This is a genomic window from Streptomyces sp. BL1, assembly GCF_057628045.1.
Window position 1 is genome coordinate 1,391,026 of sequence record NZ_JBXYWZ010000002.1, and the last position, 18,537, is coordinate 1,409,562.

The 18,537-nt window shown below is 70.1% G+C and carries 20 protein-coding genes; all 20 read right to left on the reverse strand.

The window, feature by feature from the left end; translation table 11 throughout:
- Nucleotides 1-112: 112 nt before the first annotated feature.
- Entirely contained in the window at nt 113-1,618 is a 1,506-nt protein-coding gene (locus AC3AGO_RS06295; RefSeq protein ID WP_487819123.1) for a tyrosine-type recombinase/integrase, read from the reverse strand.
- Between the two features lie 73 nt (nt 1,619-1,691).
- The gene (locus AC3AGO_RS06300) at nt 1,692-2,009 is read right to left on the reverse strand and encodes a helix-turn-helix domain-containing protein (RefSeq protein WP_487819124.1); all 318 of its coding nucleotides are present in this window, start codon (nt 2,007-2,009) and stop codon (nt 1,692-1,694) included.
- 92 nt (nt 2,010-2,101) lie between these two features.
- A complete protein-coding gene (locus AC3AGO_RS06305) occupies nt 2,102-2,353 on the reverse strand; it encodes an excisionase family DNA-binding protein (RefSeq protein ID WP_487819125.1) in 252 nt (83 codons plus the stop codon).
- 654 nt (nt 2,354-3,007) lie between these two features.
- Nucleotides 3,008-4,483 (reverse strand): ATP-binding protein, encoded by a 1,476-nt coding sequence (locus AC3AGO_RS06310; protein WP_487819126.1) that lies wholly within the window; start codon nt 4,481-4,483, stop codon nt 3,008-3,010.
- Nucleotides 4,484-4,486: 3 nt separating this feature from the next.
- Complete coding sequence (locus AC3AGO_RS06315) at nt 4,487-5,371, reverse strand: bifunctional DNA primase/polymerase (protein WP_487819127.1); 885 nt, start codon at nt 5,369-5,371, stop codon at nt 4,487-4,489.
- A gap of 353 nt (nt 5,372-5,724) precedes the next feature.
- Entirely contained in the window at nt 5,725-6,027 is a 303-nt protein-coding gene (locus tag AC3AGO_RS06320; RefSeq protein WP_487819128.1) for a hypothetical protein, read from the reverse strand.
- Between the two features lie 89 nt (nt 6,028-6,116).
- Nucleotides 6,117-6,452 (reverse strand): hypothetical protein, encoded by a 336-nt coding sequence (locus AC3AGO_RS06325; RefSeq protein ID WP_487819129.1) that lies wholly within the window; start codon nt 6,450-6,452, stop codon nt 6,117-6,119.
- Nucleotides 6,449-8,170 carry a DNA cytosine methyltransferase gene (locus AC3AGO_RS06330; protein WP_487819130.1) on the reverse strand — a complete coding sequence of 574 codons (1,722 nt, stop codon included), beginning with the start codon at nt 8,168-8,170 and terminating at the stop codon, nt 6,449-6,451. Before AC3AGO_RS06330 ends, AC3AGO_RS06325 begins: the two co-directional genes overlap by 4 nt.
- Nucleotides 8,167-8,442, reverse strand: a complete 276-nt coding sequence (locus tag AC3AGO_RS06335; protein ID WP_487819131.1) for a hypothetical protein — start codon at nt 8,440-8,442, stop codon at nt 8,167-8,169. The genes AC3AGO_RS06330 and AC3AGO_RS06335 overlap by 4 nt, the downstream gene beginning before the upstream one ends.
- An 84-nt stretch (nt 8,443-8,526) precedes the next feature.
- Entirely contained in the window at nt 8,527-8,904 is a 378-nt protein-coding gene (locus AC3AGO_RS06340; RefSeq protein WP_487819132.1) for a hypothetical protein, read from the reverse strand.
- 17 nt (nt 8,905-8,921) lie between these two features.
- Nucleotides 8,922-9,383, reverse strand: coding sequence for a single-stranded DNA-binding protein (gene ssb, locus AC3AGO_RS06345; protein WP_487819133.1), 462 nt, complete (start codon nt 9,381-9,383; stop codon nt 8,922-8,924).
- Nucleotides 9,384-9,482: 99 nt separating this feature from the next.
- Nucleotides 9,483-9,662, reverse strand: a complete 180-nt coding sequence (locus AC3AGO_RS06350) for a hypothetical protein (protein WP_487819134.1) — start codon at nt 9,660-9,662, stop codon at nt 9,483-9,485.
- A 181-nt stretch (nt 9,663-9,843) separates the two neighbouring features.
- A complete protein-coding gene (locus AC3AGO_RS06355; RefSeq protein WP_487819135.1) occupies nt 9,844-11,109 on the reverse strand; it encodes a hypothetical protein in 1,266 nt (421 codons plus the stop codon).
- The gene (locus AC3AGO_RS06360) at nt 11,103-12,446 is read right to left on the reverse strand and encodes a hypothetical protein (RefSeq protein WP_487819136.1); all 1,344 of its coding nucleotides are present in this window, start codon (nt 12,444-12,446) and stop codon (nt 11,103-11,105) included. The genes AC3AGO_RS06355 and AC3AGO_RS06360 overlap by 7 nt, the downstream gene beginning before the upstream one ends.
- A complete protein-coding gene (locus tag AC3AGO_RS06365) occupies nt 12,373-13,506 on the reverse strand; it encodes a hypothetical protein (RefSeq protein WP_487819137.1) in 1,134 nt (377 codons plus the stop codon). The genes AC3AGO_RS06360 and AC3AGO_RS06365 overlap by 74 nt, the downstream gene beginning before the upstream one ends.
- A gap of 129 nt (nt 13,507-13,635) precedes the next feature.
- A complete protein-coding gene (locus AC3AGO_RS06370; protein ID WP_487819138.1) occupies nt 13,636-14,004 on the reverse strand; it encodes a hypothetical protein in 369 nt (122 codons plus the stop codon).
- A gap of 3 nt (nt 14,005-14,007) precedes the next feature.
- Nucleotides 14,008-14,259, reverse strand: a complete 252-nt coding sequence (locus AC3AGO_RS06375; RefSeq protein WP_487819139.1) for a hypothetical protein — start codon at nt 14,257-14,259, stop codon at nt 14,008-14,010.
- 20 nt (nt 14,260-14,279) lie between these two features.
- A complete protein-coding gene (locus tag AC3AGO_RS06380; protein WP_487819140.1) occupies nt 14,280-15,269 on the reverse strand; it encodes a C40 family peptidase in 990 nt (329 codons plus the stop codon).
- Nucleotides 15,270-15,428: 159 nt separating this feature from the next.
- Nucleotides 15,429-17,087 (reverse strand): type IV secretory system conjugative DNA transfer family protein, encoded by a 1,659-nt coding sequence (locus AC3AGO_RS06385; RefSeq protein ID WP_487819141.1) that lies wholly within the window; start codon nt 17,085-17,087, stop codon nt 15,429-15,431.
- Nucleotides 17,088-17,443: 356 nt separating this feature from the next.
- Complete coding sequence (locus AC3AGO_RS06390) at nt 17,444-18,526, reverse strand: hypothetical protein (protein ID WP_487819142.1); 1,083 nt, start codon at nt 18,524-18,526, stop codon at nt 17,444-17,446.
- Between the last annotated feature and the right edge of the window lie 11 nt (nt 18,527-18,537).

Sequence of the window (18,537 nt, forward strand, 5' to 3'; positions counted from 1 at the left end):
GAGCAGGTGAGGGCGGGTCTTCCTGGACAGGAAGGCCCGCCCTCAGTGCTGTGCGGGCCCTGTTGGGAGAAATCTGGGAGAAGATCTTGAAAATCTGCCTCCCCGCAACCCCCTAACCGCGCGCGCTGAGCAGCCGGTCCAGCACCTTCACGGGAGAGCCTGGGCTCATCGCCCGACGCGCGGCCAGGGACTGCTCCCACAGTTCGGTGAGCCCCTCACAGAGCCGCGCCCGCATCGCGGTCGTCACGTGCGCGTACTGCGCCGAGACCGAGGTGTCGGTGTGCCCCATGCGCTCATCCATCAGCACCTTCTCCGTCCGTAGGTTGTCTTCCATGTGCGTGCGGTGCGAGTGACGGAGCCCGTGCGGTGTCAGCCCCGGCGCCAGAGGCACCCAGCAGGCCTCGGCCCGGCCGGCCGCGTTCCTGCCCCGCGCCGGAACACCCGGCCACGGGGCAGGGAGCACCGGCACCGGGCGTGCTTCCTGCGGCGCCTTCTTCGGGTACCAGCCCGTGGCTGCCGGCTGGAACGTCCAGGTAGCGAAGCCGTTGCGCCGCCAGTGCGGCGCCGGCGTCGGCTGCGCCTCGTTCCGCAGGAACCCGAGTTCGGCCACTGCTGCTTCAACGCGCACGCGTTTGTCCTCAACTACACGCTCGGGATGGTTAAGGACGTTGGAGACCGTGCCGGTGGACACGCCTGCACGACGGGCGACATCCACGAGCTTGGCGCCGCGACGTCGCGTACAGGCGGTGCCCTGGCCACGGAAGACGTAGGTCTTGCCGTGGCACTGGCAGGGGCTCGGAGCAGTCCGAGCGACGTGCTCCGTCACCAGAATCGACAGCCAGCGGGGGACGTCGATGGTGCGGTAGCTGTCGTCCTTGGGTGGGCAGCGGTCGAACACCCCGCGATCCAGCTCGTACAGCTGCCACTCGACACGGATGGCGTCAGGGCGCACGAACTCCTTTTCCAGGCCTACCAGTTCCCCCCAGCGCATCCCCGTGTACAGCTTGAGGATCATGGCCACGAACTCGTCGTCGCGGCCTGCCAGCAGCGCCGCACGTTCAGCGAGAAGCAAGCCATAGAGGGGGCTTACGATCGCCTTCTCTGGACCCCGGGTGCTCGGCCTGCCAGCCCGCTTACCTCTCCCCCGCCGCTTGGTGGCCGGGTTCACGTCGATCAGGCCTTCGTCGACCGCGTCGGCGAGGATGAGATGCAGCATCTTCCGGTACGCACGGGCACTGCTGGCTGCGTACGTCTCCTTCTCGCGCTTCTCCCACGCATCGATGTCCGTGCTGGTGATGTCGGCGAGTGCGATGTCCTGGAAGTCCGGCAGCAGGTGCCCTTCGATGTTGCCCCGGTAGCTCTCCATGCTGGAGGCGGCGAGGTCTTGGGCGGCGTACCAGCGGTTCGCATACTCCCCGAAGGTGATGCGCCCCAGTGCCGGGTCTCGCCAACTCCCGCCGCGGACGCGGGATTCCTCCTCGTCGGCGGCTTGCTTGGCCTTCCGCTTGGTGGCGAACCTGATGACGGCCCCGGTCTTGTCGGTGACCGTGGCGTACTTCCCTAGCGAGACCTTGAATCGCCCGCGCCAGTAGCTGCCGCGCTTCTCAGCGAACCCCATGTATCCCTTCCTCGGAGACAAACGAGGGCGGGGAGCCATGGTGTGGCTCCCCGCCCTGAGCGGTGCAGTGCGGTCAGGCGGCCTTACGGGCAGCCCGGCGTGGACGTCGTGCGCGGAGCTGCACAACGGGTGGGGAGGTCGGCGCAGCGCTGTGTCGGCGTGCGGTGCCGGTGCGCTCCCCCACTTCTGTTCCTTGTTCAGGCCGCTCTTCGAGCAGATGGAAGATCTCGTCCACGTGGCTCTTCGTGAAGCGGTAGCCACTGCCGCTCCGGATGAACGGGATGCGCCGGCGCCGCGCCTGCTCCTTAACCCACCATTCCGAGCAGTCCAGTGCGGTGGCCACTTCTTCGGCCGAGTACGTACGTGGGAGGTCGTCAGCCTGCTTGGCCATGATGCTTCTCCGTCCGTGCGGGGTCGGCAGTGTCACGAGATACCGAGGCGCCCTGATGGAGCGCGCCTCGGCCAGCAGTCAACTCAGTTTGTTCAGGCAGCCAGTTGCGTTGCAGCTTCCTGCTTCAGCAGCTCTACGTAGTCGTCGACGTACTCGGCAGGGACCAAGCGGCGGCGGCCGACGCGAACGGTCTTGAGGCGTCCAAGCCTGATCTCTTCCCAGGTCGTTGACCGCTTCAGGCCGAGCGTCCGACCAGCAGCCTCGACGGAGTACATCCGTGGTGGAGCTGCGGAGTCGCCTTGTTCGGGGGCGGTTTGAACCGTGCCTGATGTCTGTTCGCTCAAGAGGTCTCCTGTTCTCTGGCTGACTTGCGAGCGGAAAAGGGCCGGGCGCGTGTGTCCGAGGGGCGGTTTTCTGCGTCACCGCGTCACCTGCGTCACTTGTTAGACGTGACCTGCTGTTTTGCGGTGACGCAGAGGTTTGGGGGTGCGTCACTGGTGACGCAGGCCTTCGTCACGGGGTGACGCGGGTGACGCAAGGTGACGCAGCCGGATGCCGTCTGCGTCACCGCTCTCGCCGCAGGCCAGGGGCCGTTTCAGGGCCTCTGGTGACGCAGGTGACGCAGCATTCCTCTCCTCAGACAAAGGAGGGGTGCTTGTTGCAGTGCCTGCGGTCGAGCGCGAGCGAGGTGCGCGGCGGGTGACGCAGACCTTCGTACTGGGTGACGCGGGTGACGCGGGGTGACGCAGCCGCAAGGCCTCTGCGTCACCCCTGTTGCGGCTGGTCAGAGGTTGTTTCGGGCCCTCTGGTGACGCAGGTGACGCAGCATCTCTCTCTTCAGACAAGAGAGGGGTGTTTGTTGGGGTGCTGTGGCCTCAAGAGCGAAGAAGGAGCCGCTTCGCGGCACGACCTTCTCAGCGGCGGCTGCGCCGCCGGACAAGCAAGAGGAGCACGTCCGGCGGTCGCGTGGTGCTCTTCTTGCTTGTGCCGAACGGCGGTCACTGCAGCGGCTCTTGCTGCTGTACGGGCTGTGTCGCCTGACGGGTCATCTCGATGTAGCGGGCCTTGTTGATGCGGCCCCAGTCGATAAAGATGCCGCGGGCGGCCAGGGTGGGCTGGAGCCGCTTGAGCCGGTCGGAGAGGACCTTGCCGGTGGTCGGCCACCCCTTGGGCAAGGAACGGAAGTCCTCGCCGCCGTAGAGCAGGGTGAGGCGCTGCAGCCACTCGGCAGAGCTCATCCGGGTCTGGCCGCCCGCCTCCAGCCCGTCGGCGTACTTCAGCACGGTCTGCGCCAGGAGGTCGCCCTCGATGACGTCGTCGTTGAGGTCATCGAGACTGTTCCGGTAGGCGGCCAGGGAGCCGAAGCCGGTCGCGGTGTCCAACTGCGCGCACAGGTGGGCGAAGTCGGCCATGCGCAGGTCGGTGGGGATGTCGGCCTCGGCCGCGCGGACCTGGACCGTGAGGTCGAGGAGCGAGCCGAGGATGATGGGGAGGACTTCCTCGAACTCCCCCCACAGTTCGGCCTCGGTCCGCCGGGCGCGGGGCCGCTCCAGTCGCAGCGGCAGCAGGCGTTCGGCCAGGTCAGGCCGTACGACCCCCACGTCAATGCCGGTCAGCAGCAGCGGCCGGCGGTAGCGGGCCAGGGTGACGTCGCCGTCGGTGTACAGGGCGCGCTTGACGGTCTCGGCCCCGGTGACGATGCAGCACATCAGGTCGGACAGGTCCGGGCCCAGGTGGGAGAGGTTGTCCAGGGCGGTGACCCAGCCTGCGGCCACGGCCGCGATGAGGTTTTCCTCGTCCTTCGGGGCGCGGCGCAGGTCCCCGCTCATGCCCTCGATGATCCTGGTGAGCATCCGCCCGCCACTAGATTTGCCCGCACCCTGCGGGCCGGTGAGGAAGGGGGCCGGGACGGGCACGGACGGGCCGAGGCAGCCGATGAGCCAGGCGATGGCCAGGCTTTCGGTCTGCGAGTTGGCGAAGTTGCACAGGCTCAGGAGCCGGTCGATGCCCTTGCCGTCGGTGTCCTTGGCCGGCAGCGGCAGTTCGCCGGTCAGCTGGGTGCGCCGCCAGCACACCTCGGCCGGGTCGGGGGTGACGATGTCCCAGCCGGTGGGGTGGATCCGCACGGACTGCCCGTCCGCGCGGCCCAAGTCGAGCCAGGTGGCGCCGTCGAACCCGGGCGCGACGCGGATGTGGACGGGCTGGACGTCTTCGGTGAGTGCGAGTGCTTCGATCAAATCCAACGCCTCCTTGAGGGAAGTTCCGTTGAACACGCCGACCCCGTCGTGGAAGAGGCCGACCATGAGTTCCTGGCGGTGGCTGCCCGAGGTGCCCTGAGAGCGGATCGGGCGGGCCACGGGGTGCCCGTTCTTCTGCGCGTACACGGTCCCGTCGGCGGTGCGGAAGTAGCGGAAGTGCCGTTGCGCGTAGTCGGCGATGACCTCGCGCGCCGGGGTCTTGTTCTCCTCGGACATCTCCTACAGCCCCAACCTGGTACGGGCGTTGGACCACGCGTCGGTGCAGTGCCGGGGAGATTCGCCCTTGGCCTGGGCGGCGGCGAACAGCCGCGCGACATGCGCCTCGGTGAGGCAGCCGCACCGGCCGTGCGCGGAGAGCACCGCGAGGAACGTGCGGTAGACCGTCGCGTGCACCTGTTCGCGGGCCTCGGTGATGCGCTGCTCGGCCATGGCGACGCCGCGCTCCAGATAGGCGGGCGTGCGGTGAGGGCACTGCCCGTCACCGTCCGGCACGGGCGTGGTGATGGCCTGCGGCGGCCGGACCGTCGGCAGCTCCCTCACGGCCAGGGCGCGCACGGCATCCGGCAGCGGAGCCATGCGGCCGACGCCTGGGCCGAGCCAACGTGCGTAGGACATGCGGGACTTGAGGTCCACTCCGTCCCGGGCCGCGTTCACGGACGGCATGGCGCCGCGGTAGATCCAGTGCTCGCCGCGGGTCGAGGACACCGTCCGGGTGGCCGGGAGCGTGGCGCGAGCCCAGGCGATGGCGTCTGCGTGGTCGAGGTCGACGACGGTGAGGCCGGCGCCGCCGGGGTGGTAAGCCACCGCGGCCGCCGCACGCCATGCCCGCGTCCACGCAGGCGAGTTGGCGATGTCCGGGTCGGTGGTGGCGGCGGCCCAGCCGTGGCAGGGCGCGGGGCAGGCGCAGGCGCCGGGGGTCTTCATGTTCGGCCGGCCACCGCAGGCGTTCCGCGCGCAGGCGGGGCAATTCCCGACCGGGACCTTGCCCTGGCGCAGAGGGAGCACGGGCAGGCCGTCGGCGGCGAGACGCAGGGCAGTGTGCAGGAATTCGGCCCGGGAAGATGGCCGGGGAGCCTCTCGCCGGACGGGTACGGGTTGGGTCATGCTGGAGGCCTCCAGTGCTCTCTATGGAGATGTACTGACAGGTAAGGGCGGCCCGGTCATTGGTGTGAGGGGGCCGCCCTTGGTGTGTCAGGGCTGCGTCTTGTCGCGTGCGCGTTTGCAGGCAGGACACGTGATGGGTTCGACGGCGGGCTGCGGCCAGTCGCAGCGGCGTAGCCGTCGCGAGCCGCACGCAGTGCGGGCGATGCCGTCCTGGTCTTTGGTGACGGGGTGGGTGAGGCGTCCGCCGCGGACGCGGACGCGGGTCATAGCGGGGATCTTTTCCACAACTGCTCCTGTCGTGCTGCTCGGTTGCTCTGTTCGGTCCGGGGCGGCGATGGCCGCCTTCGGTGCTGTCAGAAGGGCGGTTCGCTGCTGTAGCCGCTGCGGCGCGTCCTGCGCCACGGCGGACGGATGCGGGGCAGGGGCAGCAGGGTGTGGCCTCGGGTGGGGTCCCAGCACGGGCACGGCTCCCAGTGGGTGCCTGCGTATTCGCCCGTCTCGTTGTCGCCGTAGTCCCAGCGGTGGCCGCCTTCACCGCCGCAGGCCCGGCAGTTGGGGCGCGGGGTGTCGGTGAGCACGAGGCCGGGGCAGCACGGGGAGTAGAGGATGCGCAGACGCGGCCGGCGGCGCGGCACGGCGCGGTCGGGGTGGGGCATGATGGGGGTTCCTCCTGTTTCGAGCAGGGACGGAGAGCCGGGGGCGGCGGGCGCCTTGGCGGGATGACCGCCGCCCCCGGGGCGTTGAGTCAGAGATCGAACAGCCCGCCCTGACCCGAGTTGGGCTCGGTACGGGCCGCTTTGCGGGAGGCACGGGTGGCTGCTGTGAGGCAGCCGGGGCACCAGGCCCGCAGTTGCGCGGACGGCAGTTCGGCCGCCGCGTGAGTGCTGAGGGTCGGGTCAGCGGGGGCGGCGACCAGGCGGACGGGGCCGTGATGCTTGTCGGCGTACTGGTCGTGCTCGCGCACGCAACGCCCGTCGCCCTTGGTGTGCTTGCTGCCGCACGCCTCTTGACACTGGCAGCGGAAGCCCGCGGCTTCCATCACGGCGCGCCACTGGTCGGCGAAGACGATCGGCTCGCTCATGCCGCCATCCCCAGTGCGGGCTGTTCCTCGTAGCGGTCCAGGGCGGTGCCGGTGATGGCTTCGACCAGTGCGCACACGATGATTTGCGCGGCGTTGGGGGTGACGGCGTTGCCGTACTGCCGCACCCGTTGGCGCTTGGTGCCCAGCACGGTGTAGCCGTCGCCGAAGGCCATCGCCCGGCCGATCTCCGCCGGTTCGAGCATCCGGAACCGCACGTCGTCCAGCTCGACGCCAGCGCCGCGTGCGAGGGCGTAGCGGTCCCGAGTCGGCAGGGTGCCGACCGGCTCGCTGACGGGTCGGGCGGCACCGTTGCCGTAGTAGGGCACCAGCAGCGGCTCCCACGTGACCAGGGACTGGTGTCCGGCCGTGGTCAGCGTCCGCATGGGCTCGCCGGCCGGGGTGCAGTGCTCGCCTCCGTCGCCCTTGCTGCCGTTGTTCCGCATGACCATCGCCTCCGGTGGGACGACCAGGCCGTGATGGTTCCCGGACGCGGTGACCGTGGCCAGCGCCTCCGAGACCGGCCGGGCATCGCTGCCGCCGCCGCGCAGTTCGGCGATGAAGGCCAGCCCGGTCTCGTTCCGCGCCGTCTGGGTGCGCAGCGGGAGCGTGGCCGGGACGGCCTCCTTGTTCTCCCGTCCCTCGACTGGGACCAGCAGCGGCGGCACCGCGAGTCCGTCGTTCTCCCGCGTGGTGCGGGCGGGCAGCGGCCGGGAGGCGGGTGTGCCGTCCTGGCGCCAGGTGCCGCCGGCCGGGACCACGACGGGTTCGGCGAACTTCTCCAGCCCCGCCCGGATACGGGCCAGGGTTTTGGGCGCGAGCGGGTGGAGGCCGAGGGACTTCGTCTTGGCCTTGTCGGCGAAGAACTCCTTGAGCGGCTTGTCGCCGATGCGCTGCGCGGGCAGCGACCAGTCGATCGCGGCGGCGGCCGGGACTGCCTCCGGCTCGACCACGCTGTTGCGGCACGCGGTGTTCGGGCAGCGGTAGAGGTACTGCTGCCGGTAGCGGCCCATGTCGCAGCCCGGCCGCTTCCACGCCTGCACCGCGTCCACCCACTGCTCGCAGGAGGAGCACCAGGCCGCCGGGCGCAGCCACTTGTCCCAGTCCGGCGCCCGTCCCAACGACTCGTGCCAGTAGGCGACGTAGAGCCGGTCGCGGGACTGCGGGGCAGCCAGGCCCGAACGCGGGCGGGCGTGCATGGAGTTCAGAGCGATGACGCGGACTGTGTAGCCGAGCTTGCTGATCTCGCCGATCCACCGGTTCCACTGGTCCCAGGCGCGGACGTCGATGACGTTCTCGACCACGCCGGCCTTGACCAGGCCGCCGCGCTCGATGACGCCGCGCAGGTACTGCGGGACTTCTTCCATCAGGGCGCGGGAGCGTTCGGCCTCCTCGTCCCGTTCCGGGTCGTCGAACAGGCCGAGCTGGCCGCTGTTGTGGAAGTCGCGGCGCTTGCCGCGGGCGTTGGACCACTGCGGGCACTCCGGGGAGGCCCAGAAGATGTCGCACACCGGCCACCGCTCCACCGGGGCCTCGCGGATGTCGCCCCGGTAGTGGTCGACTTCGGGAAAGTTCGCGGCGTGGGACTCGATGGCCCGCTGCCAGTGGTTCGCAGCCCGGGCCATCCGCACACCCGGGATGGCGTGCATGCCCTGCGAGGACCCTCCGGCGCCGCAGAACCAGTCCATGACCGTCAGCTCGTCGTCATGCCGGAACCTCATGCCGCCACCTCCACGTGGCGCCCGCCGGACGCAGATTCGACGGCGAGCTGGGCGAATGCGTCATTGAGCTCATCGGTCAGGTGTCGCTGCTTCGCCCGGGCGCCTTCTTCGCGCTCGGTGCGGAGGGCATCGCGCAGGTCCCGGGAGCGTCCCTGGCCGCGTCCGGGCGCGGTGCGGATCGCTTCGGCCATCGGCACGGAGACGCCGGGAACCGCGAGGGCGCCGGTGGGCGAGCCGCCGGCGCCGCAGGACAGATCGGTCATGGTCAGCACAACGGGGTTCCTCCTATTTCGAGAGGGACGGGGAGCCGGGGGCGGCGGGCGCCTTGGCGGGATGACCGCCGCCCCCGGGCGGAGCTATTCGCTGTAGCCCAGCGGGCCCAGCGCGCCGTGCGCACGGTCCAGCTCGTCGCCGAGGACGTGACTGGCGTCGGTTGCGGCGCGCAGGAAGTCCTCCAGCTCGTACCGGAAGATGGCCACGTCGCCGTGGTCCGCGGTCAGGTGCCCTTCGGCGTGCACCGTGGCGATGAGGCCGCGCAGCTGGTCGAGAGCTTGGGGCAGGCGGCGGGTGAGCGCGACGAGGTTCCCCACGCTCGCGTACACGTCGCCCGGATAGGCGCCGTGCGGGTGCTTGCCGGGCAGCGTGGCGTGGTTGAGGCGGCGTACGGCCTCTGCCGCCTCGGATGCGGCCTCCACCGCCACAGAGGCGTCCAGGGCCGAGTCGTTGGAAGTCATCTGCGGTGCTCCTCTTCTCAGAACGGCGGGTTGGCGCCGGAGTTGGCGGGAGCGGCCGGGGCACCGGTGTCCCACGGGCTGTCGCCCTGCGGCTTGCCGCCGTTGCCGTTGGCCGGGGCCTTGGTGGGGGTGGCGGTGGCGAACAGCAGGGAGGGGCCGATGTCGTCGACTTCGAGGGCGAGCATTGAGCGGTTCTCGCCCTCGTCGGTCTTCCAGTCGAACTGCCGCAGCCGACCGGAGACGATGACGCGGGCGCCCTTGTGGAGGCTTTCGGTGACGTGTTCGGCCAGCCCGCGCCAGGCGGAGCAGCGCAGGAACATCGACGTGCCGTCCTGCCACTGGTTGGTCTGCTTGTCGTAGGTGCGCGGGGTGGAGGCCACGGTGAAGCGCGCCAGCGCGGCTCCGGACTGGGTGAAGCGCAGTTCAGGGTCGTCGGTCAGGTTGCCGGTGACGGTGATGGGGGTTTCTCCCATAGCCATGGGATGACTCCTCACAGGGATCGGGATGGGTCGGACCAAGGGGTCAGGTGCTGCCGTCGGCCCGGTCGATATGAGTGGGTGCCTCGGCCAGAGCTCGTGTCAGTCGTGTGCGGGCTGGGCGGGTTCGTAGCCGTTGGGGCCGACGACCGGGCACAGCGGTTCGCCATCGAGGTGGGACCAGGCGGGTGCGGGGCCGTTGGCCGGCGTCCAGCGGTCGGGGGCGGCCTCCTCGACCGGCTCGCCGCATTCGGGGCAGATCCATCCGGTGCTGCTCGACATTGCGTTCACTCCTTCTGCGGGGTGGGTTGACGCGTTCGTCGGCGATGGGTGGGCGCGTGTGTGTGCCTCGTTGTGGAGCGGAGGGGCTGTCCGGCTCCCTGCGTCCCCGCCCGTACGCGACGGGCGGAGGAGGCAGCCGGCAGAGACCGCGGGCCGGAGCCCGGCCCGGGGGGGCAGTGCGTCAGGCCGTGCCGGTCAGGTCGATGACGTTCGGGGGCAGCTCCCAGCGCCACTTGTCCAGCTCCACAGCGCCCTGGGCGGGCGTGGACTGTTGGGCGGCGTCGCGGCGCTTGGAGGTGAAGCAGTGCCGGGCCTCGAACTCGGTGATCAAGGTCTGGACGAGGTTGGTGTGGCGGCCGGTCTGCCAGATGGCCTGGCCGCGGCCCAGCTGCGGGATCTGGTGGACGGCCCAGTCGGGCAGGCTGAACATGCCGCGGCACAACTCGGCTTCCTCGGCGTCCATTTGGTGGAAGATGCGGGTGGAGGCCAGCCGCAGCAGGTCCTTGGCCTCTTCGCTCTTGGCGTCCTTGACCGAGTGCGCGACCGAGGTCACCCCGAGGCCTTCGCGGCGGCTGTACTTCGTCATGCGCTGCAGTAGCGCCGCGGTGGCCGGGTGGCGCAGGATCTGCCAGGCCTCTTCCACGATCAGGGTGGAGTGCACGCCGTGGTCGGCGCCTCCCTGGCCCAGCCACACCGATTCCAGGAACACGCCGACCACGGCCATCAGCGCGGGCAGCGCGATGGAGGTGCGGTCGATTTTGGAGAAGTCGAAGACGGTCAGCCGCTCATCCAACGCCGCCGTGGTGGGGCCATCGAGCATGCCGCGGGTGGCGGACCGTACGAACGGGCTGAGCGCCATCACGACTTCCTGACCGAACGCCAACAGCTGCGCGTCGGTGAACCCGCCCGGCAGCACATTGCGCGGAAGGCTGGTCACCGCGCCCATCAGCCCCGACAGCGTCGTGGCCTGCGGGGTGTCCATGGCCGCGTCCAGCGCCATCCGCGCACCCGATGAGAGCGGGCGTTCGCCGCCCAGTTCGGCCAGCGCGGCGACGAGTTGGGTGCGGTGCAGCGGCGGGATCCGCGCATCGAGGGGGTTCATGCACACCCCCTCGCCGAACCGCACCGGGGCCACGGACAGCGCGCCGGCGACTCCGTTCCACTCGCCGACGCCGTCCTCGCCCTTGGCGTCCAGAACGGCGTAGCGGCGCCGCGGGCGGGCCATGTCGCGCAGGGCCATGACCTTGGTGTTGGTGGACTTGCCGTTGCCGAGCGTGCCCAGCACCGCGACACCGGTCGACGGCAGGATCTCCTGGTCGCAGTCGACGGCGGTGAAGCGGAACGGCGAGCCATCCAGCAGGCTGGCGCCGATCAACGCGCCGTCGGTGACAGGCCGGTTGGCGTAGCCGGGGAAGAGGCCGGCCGCCTGCCGGGTGGTGGTCAGCATGTGATCTCCCTTCCGGGCAGGGGCAGCGAGGAGCGCCAACCCGTTTCGTGTTCCTGGTCCATCCACCGCAGGTGCGCTCCGGCAGAGACCGCGGTCTGCTCGACCTCCCTGCGGAAGGCCTTGAGCTGGGTGGTGTCGGTGGCGTGCACGGTGATGCGCGCGGCCACCCGCACGTAGGCGGCGCCGGAGGCCAGGTCCTCTTCGTGGATGTCGGCGGCGCGACGACCGGTGCGGGTCGCGGTCTTCTCCCGCCGCCCATCTCCCTCGTCGCGGGCGGTGGCGGTACGCAACATCTCCCCGGTCTCCAACCGCCGTTCGGCCTTGCGCCGGTCCTGCGGGAGGTACTCGATCAGCGTGGTGCGCGGTACGCGGGGCAGGGTGGTGACCATCGGCCGCCAGAAGGAGGCGGGGCGCTCGCCGCGGCGGAAGTCGGTGACCTCCGCCGTGGCATGCACCCGGTCGACGGACGCGAAATGGTCGGCGTGGACGCTGAACGGACCGTCGGTCAACTCCTCGGGCAGCGCGGCCATCCACGCTTCCTTGCCCCACAGCGGGCCGATGGTGAGCCCGCAGGCGCCGGCCTGGGCGTGGGCGGTGCGCAGCCAGGCAAGCTCCTCCTCGATGTCCTCGCCGACGGCGGGGACGGAGAGCACGATGACCGTGGTGTGGATGTCGCAGGCGCCTTCGGCCATGGCGAGTAGCTGCCGGTAGGAGCCGCCCAGCACATCCCGGCCGGCCGACCGCGGGTCGCTCTCCTCCTCCTGGTCGTAGGGGGTGACTTGGTGGACGATGCGCACGCACGCGCCGGGTCCGGTGGCGGCCACCCACTCCAGGAAGTCCGCCAACTCATCGTGCGCACGGTGCAAATGGCCGGGGTCCTGGACGGCCGCGCCGTCGGTAACCCACTCGAAGGCGGCGAGCGCGCGGCCCCGCCCGTGGGCGAAGGCCCGCTCGCCCTGGACATGGAAGGTCAGGTCATCGAAGCCGGTGAACGCCACATGAGCCTGTGGGGGGAGACCCCCGCCAGTGTCCTGGCGGGGGTCGGCCGCGTGCTCCTCGTTGTGGGCCAGGGCCCGGGTGCGGGCCTTGTGGCCCCACCGGCGCCCCAGCCGCTCGACCATGGTGGATTCGCCCAGCTTCACCAAAGAGCCCCCGGCCGCGAGTGCGCCGGGGGCCAGAGAGGCCAGCATGCCGGTGATGCTTCCGGCGCTGGCCACCATGCCGGTGAGGCTGAGGGCGGCGCCGGAGCCCAGCACCGCCAGGTCAGTGGCCGAAGGGGGCAGCTTGAGCGTTTCCGTCTCGTACAGCGGGTCGAGCAGGTACGTCCGCTCGTTCACGTCGGCTCCTCTCGCGGGTGTCGGGGACGGGGGTGAGGTGGCGGCGGACGGTCTCGGACACCGGCGGCGGCGTCACCTCCTGCGCGGACTCCGGTGCCGAACGCCGCGCCTGCTGACGCTTGTCCGCCGCCTGCTGCTTGGTGGCCGCGGCCTGCTTGGCCGGGGCCTGCCAGGGGCGCTTCCCGGGGGCGTGGAGGTCGGCCAGGCGCTGGGCGTGCACCTGCTTCTCCCGGCCGGCGGGCATCTTGGTGACCTGCGTGGTGCCCTCGGTGCGTGCCTTGACCTTGGGCATGCGCGTGATGGCGCCGACCATGCCCTGCGCGGCGGCCGGGACGGTCAGCAGCACGTAGACGCACACCACGCCGACCGCGCCGGTCAGCAGCAGATCCGTCAGCGCCCCCTTGGGCAGCAGCGGACGGAACATGAGCACGATCGTGACCGGGACCTTGGCCACGAATCCGGCGCCCATCAGGTGCAGCAGGCGCCGCAGGGTGGGCGACTGCAGCCAGTTGCGGTGCAGGCCGAACGCGGCGGCCAGCGGCAGGAACACCACGGCCGCCACGACCAGCAGCGGCGCCAGCTTGCACACCAGCCAGATCGGGCCGATGGACAGCAGCGCCACCAGCGCCTGCGCGAGGCGCCCGAAGGGGTTGGCGTCCGAGCCGAGCAGGGACTTCTCCATGCCCTTGAAGGAGCTCTCGCCGATGTCGGTGTAGAGGGTGGAGGTGAACTGGTGGAGGAACTCGGCCACGGCCAGCACCAGGACGGGCACGGCGAAGGCGCCGATGAGCAGCGCCAGAAAGCGTCCGCCGGTCTGGCCGGTCTTCTTGAACGCGGCCCCCGAGGGGCGGAGCATCCACACGGTGACTCCGCCCAACAGGACCATCACCCCGATCAACAGGCTCATACCGGCCACCGGGTTGTAGACCAGGTTCAGTTTCGACTCGGCCGAACCAGAAAGCGGGCCCCCGGAGGGGCCCGCCATCAGCTGGTTCATCTGCCGGTAGAGCGCGGCTGCTTGGTCGGAGAGCCAGTCGGCGGCCGACCCGAGCGGATCCATGAACCCGCCCAACTCACCGCCCTTCGACCCACCACCCGCATCGGGCGATGCTCCGTCCCCACCTCCGCCGCCGTCCTCGCAGTAGCGACGGGCGGGGCCCCTGACCCATTCGCACGGGTCTGCCATCTCTTAGCCTCCCAGCGCGGTCATCAGGGCCGGGCCGATGAACAGCACTCCGAGGGCGAGCACGAGCAGGCCGCCGCCGGTGATGCCTGTCTTCTTCAGCGCGCCGCCGTCCTTCTTGAACCCGGCGGCGAACCCGCCCCGGGCCACGGTCACGATGAGGCCGCTTGCGATGACCAGCAGCGCCGCGCCGAGCATGACGCCGGCAATGATCTGGTACAGCGGCAGCAGACCGGCGACCGGCGTGAGGTCGGGCTTGGTGCCGCCGATGGTGTCCAAGACCTGCTTGGCGCCCTTGGAGCAGTCCTTGCTGCCGTCAGCCTTGGTGATGCATTCCTTCGCCGCCAGGATGGTGGTGTCGTAGTACTTGCTCATATTTCAGGCCTCCTTGCCGGGGTTCGGGCCGGGGATCGTGCCGGTGGTGCCGTACGGGACAGGCCCGCCGTGGGGGGAGTTGGCGGTCTCGGCGCGCAGGGCCCGCATCTCGCGGGCGGCGCGCAGGGCGACCAGGGAGGAGACGAGAGCTGCGATCAGCAGCACGGTCACCACCCCGGCCAGCGCCGCGAGGGTGCCGGAGCCTCGTACGGCTTCAACGAGGTTGGCCGCGCCTTCGTCGGTGACGTAACACATCACTGGGTGCTGCTCTCCTTTCAGGTTTTCTGGGCGTTCTCGGGGTAGACGCGGCCGGCGCCCATGTACTTCTTCCACCACATCTTTTCGATGCGGACTTTGGCGCCGGTGTGCGGAGCGTCCAGGAAGTGGCCGCGGCCGAGGTAGATGCCCACGTGGTCGATGTCGCTGGGCTGCGCGGAGCCGTGCCCCTTTTTCTGGCTGAAGAACACGAGGTCGCCGAAGCGCAGTTCGCTCTTCTCGACCAGGGAGCCACGGTCTTGCAGGTGCTTGTACTGGTCGTCGGCGACCCGGGGAATGGTGACCCCGGCATTCGCGTAGGCCTGCATGGTCAGTCCCGAGCAGTCGAATCCGCCTTCGGCGTCCGACTCGCCGCCCCACACGTAGTCCTTGCCGATCTGCGCGGACGCGTATTTCACCGCGTCCACGGCCGTCTTGGACTGGTTGGAGGCGCTGTCACCCATGGACTGGGCGGACTTCATGATGGTGGAGACGTAGTTTTCCGTCTCCGCATACGGCGGGATGCCGCGGTACTTCTTCACCGCACCTGCGCCGGAGTTGTATCCGGCCAGCGCCAGACGGGTCTTGTCGCCGTCAACTCCCTTCAGTCCCTTCGATATCGAGCACATGTACTTCGCGGCCGAGGGGATGGCGTCCTCCGGATCCCAGATGTCCTTCTTTCCATCGTTGTTGCCGTCGGTGCCGGACGAGGTCCAGGTGCCGGGCATGAACTGGGCGATGCCCTTGGCGCCGACCGGGGAGGTGGCCCGGGGGTTGAAGCCGGATTCCTGTTTGATCTGCGCGGCGAGGATGCGCGGGGAGAGCGCGTCGCACTCATTCCCCCACGCGTTGACGAGCCGCTCGTACTTGGCCGGCACGCTGCCGGGTTTGATCCGGTTGGCCACCGAGGTCTGTTTGCCGCTCACGGCGGGATTGCCCTCCAGGGCCATCGCGCTCACGGCCATCAGGGACGATCCGACGACGAGCAGGCCGACTCCGCCCACCCTCATCACGTCACGCTCCTTTCAGGTGTGTGTATGCAGGTCACAGACCGTGCAGACGACCGTGGCGGGACCGTGCGGCCACCGTGCCGGCCCCGTGCGCACACGGTGGGCTCAGCGGTGGTGCACGGTGCCCGCACAGTGGCTGCACGGTCGTTGCACGGTGGATCACAGCGGGACGATGTCGCGCAGATGCCGCCCGCGGGTGCGCCCCTCCTGGGCGGTGGGCACGGACCGGCCGAGCTCCTCGGACAGCCAGGCCGCAACGGCCTTCCCTGTCGCCGCGTCATCGCCCCCGCCGGGAATGTCCACGCCCAAATCGCGCAGCCGGGAGGCGAATTCGACCGTGGAGAGGAACGCATCGTCGCCGTATGCCTCGATAACGAGGCGGGCGGATTCGGGAAGGTTCCCTACGTCGTCCCGGGCGCGTTCCAGGCGCTCATCCACGGCCGCATTGAGTTCCGCGTCGCTGACCATCAGCCCGCGCAGCGGGCGGTTGCGGTCCTTGACCTGAAGAATGGCACTGCCGGGAACATCAGGAAGCTTCGAGGCATCATGTCCGCTCGATGCCGTCCCGCTGCCCAAAATCACATCCGACTGCCCGGAGTCCGCGCAGCCCAACGCGATCCGCACCCGCGCATTTCCGCGGATACCGGTGTCGATGACCTCGGACTTCGGATTCTGCGTGGCCAGCACCATGAGCATGTTGGACGAGCGCGTCTTGCGGGAGACGGGCTTGAGCTTCTGCTGGAACTTCTCCTTCTGCTTGTTGGGGGCTTCGTCGGTGTAGGTGCTGACCTCGTCGATGATGAACAGCAGCGGCCGGTGCCTCACCTTCCCGTTGCCGGAACGGACCGAGGCGCTGTTGGCCGCGGCCCGCTGCAGGTGTTCCTCCTCAACCATGTCGAGGATTTCCATCACGCGGCCGTGTTCGGGCAGTTCCTCATAGATGCGGCAGGCCGGCTGCAGATAGGCGAAGTCACCGTCGCCCTTGCCGTCGATGATGATGAGGTCCCAGCCGTTGCGGATGAAGAAGTACGCGAGCCACTTGAGCTCCTCGGTCTTCCCTCCGCCGGTAGAGCCCGCCACCAGCATCTGGGTGACGCCGACAGGGGTGGGGATCTCCACGATGCGGCCGTGCATGTCGTAGCCGACGGGCAGCACGCCCCGCCGCTGCGCGTCCACGGGGTCGGGAAGGGCCGGGACGCGGCTGTAGAGGGGCTCGTCCAGGATGAGCAGGACGACCTCCCGGGTGGTGCTGCCTGGACGCATCGTGAAGTGCTCGGCATGGACCCCGAGCCAGGAGATGATCCTGTCGGACTTGGAGGCCAGGTCACCGTAGATGCCGCCGGGCGGCAGCTCGATGACCCACTCCATCCCCAGCTCCACCCGGCCGCGCCGCACCGTGCGCGGCTTCCCGCTGCCGTAATCCAGCTTCAGCCGGGCCGCGAGCGCCGGCGCCTGGTCATCCGGGGCCGGGACCGGGTCGGTGCTGGCCGTCGGTGCCACGGCGCCCGACTCGGCCGCCTGCACCGGATCGTCCGGCGCCGACTCCGGTGCAGTCTCCGGGGAGTTCGCGTTCTCCTTGAACAGCGAGACCACCCCCGACACCGCGCCCCGATCCGCAGAGGCCGCGGGCGCCTCCTGTGCCATCGCGGCGGCCTTCCGGGGCTTCTTGGGCCGCTTGGTAGCGCGGTGGCGCCGCACCATCGCCACGACGCAGGAGCCGAGCACGAGCACGGCAATGCCGAGCAGCCAGACGCGGTTGTCCACCAACCAGCGCTCCAACGCGGCGCGTTGCAGGAACGCGGCGACCGGGACGGTCACCGCCAGGCCGCCGACGACCCACTTCTCTTCCTCGGACAGCTTCCGCCCGCCTCTCTTCCCGGCAGGGGAAGGGGCGGGGCGGGCAGCCGCGTCCGCGCGCGGCGGCGGCGGCTCTGCCGCCGCCGGGCCACGTTCTGCGGTCTGGGGCACGCTGAGTCTCCTCCTCAACTGATCGGTGGGGTGGGTGTGCGGTGCTCAGCGGGCCTGCGTGCCGGGTCTGCGTACGTTCCGCTCGCCGGGTCGCTCGCCGCGTCTGCGCCGCGGTCGGTGCATCTCGTCTGCCTTCCAGCAGGCGCAGCGAGGGCCCCTCCACATCTGGCGTGGAGGGGCCCCGCTGTGAATGCTGGACTGCTCGGTCAGCCGTCGGTCTCGGCTGCGTTGCCGCTGGTGGTGATCTCTTCTTCCTGGGAGACGAGCAGCCCCCAGGCCTTGCGGATCTTGGCTTCGCCGCCGACGAAGCCCGCGTCGCGGAACGCGTCGACGGCCGTCCGGTAGGAGCGCGGCGGGTTGCTGGTGTGCCGCAGCTGGCGCAGCACCACCTCGACCTGAGCCTCGTTCAGCGTTTCGCTCGGCCGCGGGGTGGCGACCCCGGCGACCGCGGCCATTTCCTCCAGCGTCGCGACCGGCGCGGCGTCTGCTGTCACGGGTGTCTCGGGGTGTGACACGGGTGTGACAGCCTCCGGTGTCGCGGCCTCGATCTGGCCGCTGACCTGCGTGACTCCTCCTGTCACACCCTCCGTGATCGGCGGGTGCTCGGTAAGGACGTCCAGGGTCCGCGCGGTGAAGGCCACGGCGGTGTCACCGTGCTTGTCCTCGGACTTGCTCAGCCGGTCCTCGGCCTTCGACCGCGCCTTGTTGATCTTCTTCTGGGTCTTGGTGAGGATCCCGGCCCGTACGGCCTGACGCTCTGCCTCGGCCAGGTGGCCGGCGGTCTCGTGGACCACGTCCCGCTCGGCCTCGGCCCGCAGCCGACGGGCCTCGGAGCGGGCCTGCGCGGCCGCGTTGCGGTCGGCGGCGGAGTCCTCGGCGATCCGCAGCGAGGTGGCAGGGTCGGCGAGGGTGTGTTCGGCGAACAGCCGCAGCCCCATGAAGGCCGCGGCAGCGACCGGCGCCAGGGCGAAGACAGCCACGTGCCCCATGAACAGCAGGATCGCGGTGGAACCGGCCACGGCCGCCGCGGCGATGCCGAGCATGACCGTCGTGCCGAGGACCGAGCGCTGCCGGATGGCCTGCTCGGACATGCGCAGCGCGCCGATCCACAGCGCGTCGAAGACCAGGGCGACGGACCAGGCGACGATGTCGCCCAGCAGGTTGTGCAGGCCGAGCATCGCCCCGAGCTGGCTGCCCATGGTCACCGCGACCAGGGCCAGCGACGCGAGCGTCAGCAGGGCCTCGACGATGGCGAAGATGTTCGGACGCCGGATCCGTGTGTGCTTCATGGCCTTCCCTT

Bases quoted from the DNA above. Each gene is read 5' to 3' on its own strand.
- AC3AGO_RS06295 (WP_487819123.1), bottom strand. From the start codon at position 1,618: ATGGGGTTCGCTGAGAAGCGCGGCAGCTACTGGCGCGGGCGATTCAAG.
- AC3AGO_RS06300 (WP_487819124.1), bottom strand. From the start codon at position 2,009: ATGGCCAAGCAGGCTGACGACCTCCCACGTACGTACTCGGCCGAAGAA.
- AC3AGO_RS06310 (WP_487819126.1), bottom strand. From the start codon at position 4,483: ATGTCCGAGGAGAACAAGACCCCGGCGCGCGAGGTCATCGCCGACTAC.
- AC3AGO_RS06315 (WP_487819127.1), bottom strand. From the start codon at position 5,371: ATGACCCAACCCGTACCCGTCCGGCGAGAGGCTCCCCGGCCATCTTCC.
- AC3AGO_RS06320 (WP_487819128.1), bottom strand. From the start codon at position 6,027: ATGCCCCACCCCGACCGCGCCGTGCCGCGCCGCCGGCCGCGTCTGCGC.
- AC3AGO_RS06325 (WP_487819129.1), bottom strand. From the start codon at position 6,452: ATGAGCGAGCCGATCGTCTTCGCCGACCAGTGGCGCGCCGTGATGGAA.
- AC3AGO_RS06330 (WP_487819130.1), bottom strand. From the start codon at position 8,170: ATGAGGTTCCGGCATGACGACGAGCTGACGGTCATGGACTGGTTCTGC.
- AC3AGO_RS06340 (WP_487819132.1), bottom strand. From the start codon at position 8,904: ATGACTTCCAACGACTCGGCCCTGGACGCCTCTGTGGCGGTGGAGGCC.
- ssb (WP_487819133.1), bottom strand. From the start codon at position 9,383: ATGGCTATGGGAGAAACCCCCATCACCGTCACCGGCAACCTGACCGAC.
- AC3AGO_RS06350 (WP_487819134.1), bottom strand. From the start codon at position 9,662: ATGTCGAGCAGCACCGGATGGATCTGCCCCGAATGCGGCGAGCCGGTC.
- AC3AGO_RS06355 (WP_487819135.1), bottom strand. From the start codon at position 11,109: ATGCTGACCACCACCCGGCAGGCGGCCGGCCTCTTCCCCGGCTACGCC.
- AC3AGO_RS06365 (WP_487819137.1), bottom strand. From the start codon at position 13,506: ATGGATCCGCTCGGGTCGGCCGCCGACTGGCTCTCCGACCAAGCAGCC.
- AC3AGO_RS06370 (WP_487819138.1), bottom strand. From the start codon at position 14,004: ATGAGCAAGTACTACGACACCACCATCCTGGCGGCGAAGGAATGCATC.
- AC3AGO_RS06375 (WP_487819139.1), bottom strand. From the start codon at position 14,259: ATGTGTTACGTCACCGACGAAGGCGCGGCCAACCTCGTTGAAGCCGTA.
- AC3AGO_RS06380 (WP_487819140.1), bottom strand. From the start codon at position 15,269: ATGAGGGTGGGCGGAGTCGGCCTGCTCGTCGTCGGATCGTCCCTGATG.
- AC3AGO_RS06390 (WP_487819142.1), bottom strand. From the start codon at position 18,526: ATGAAGCACACACGGATCCGGCGTCCGAACATCTTCGCCATCGTCGAG.